This window comes from Candidatus Poribacteria bacterium (assembly GCA_021295755.1).
GTDB lineage: Bacteria > Poribacteria > WGA-4E > WGA-4E > PCPOR2b > PCPOR2b.
In genome coordinates this window covers 2,706-3,194 of record JAGWBT010000162.1, presented here as the reverse complement: position 1 = coordinate 3,194, position 489 = coordinate 2,706, and the positions used below count along the sequence as shown (strand labels likewise).

1 pseudogene (cut by a window edge) is annotated in these 489 nt (G+C 48.9%); it reads left to right on the top strand.

Annotated elements, in window-relative coordinates:
• Positions 1–319 precede the first annotated feature (319 nt).
• A pseudogene (locus J4G02_19760) lies at positions 320–489 on the top strand (aminotransferase class III-fold pyridoxal phosphate-dependent enzyme); it runs 1,132 nt beyond the window's last position.

The window sequence follows — 489 nt, the reverse complement described above, 5'->3', positions numbered from 1 at the left end:
CCCAACAATATCCCCTCTTCGTAGGTCGGGCATCTTGCCCGACCCACAGCCAGCAGGACGATATATATGTAACACACAATGGTTTGGTAGTGAACAACGATCGTTGTTCACTACGAAGCGGGCCATAGATGCACGTATATTTCGTAGGGAACGGAGAGCTCCGTTCCATTTGTTAAATGTCAACACACCCTAGGTATTACGAATCCATAAGTTTCCCTGTAGGGGTGGGGTTCCCGCCCGTCAAGTGCTCTGCTTTTCGCTCCAGAGGAGCGCAATGTGTATAGCAACTTGTGTTAATATATCTAAGAAAGAAAAGACGATGGCACAGAAAGACACAGTAACAGCAGTCTGGGAACAACATAAAAAAGTGATACCCGGTGGCGTCGTTTCGCTGAATCGGGTGATAGATCCGATGCGCGTTTTTGTGAAAGCAGAGGGTGCCTATCTCTGGGACAGCGATGGGCTGCAGTACATCGATTATCACGCCGC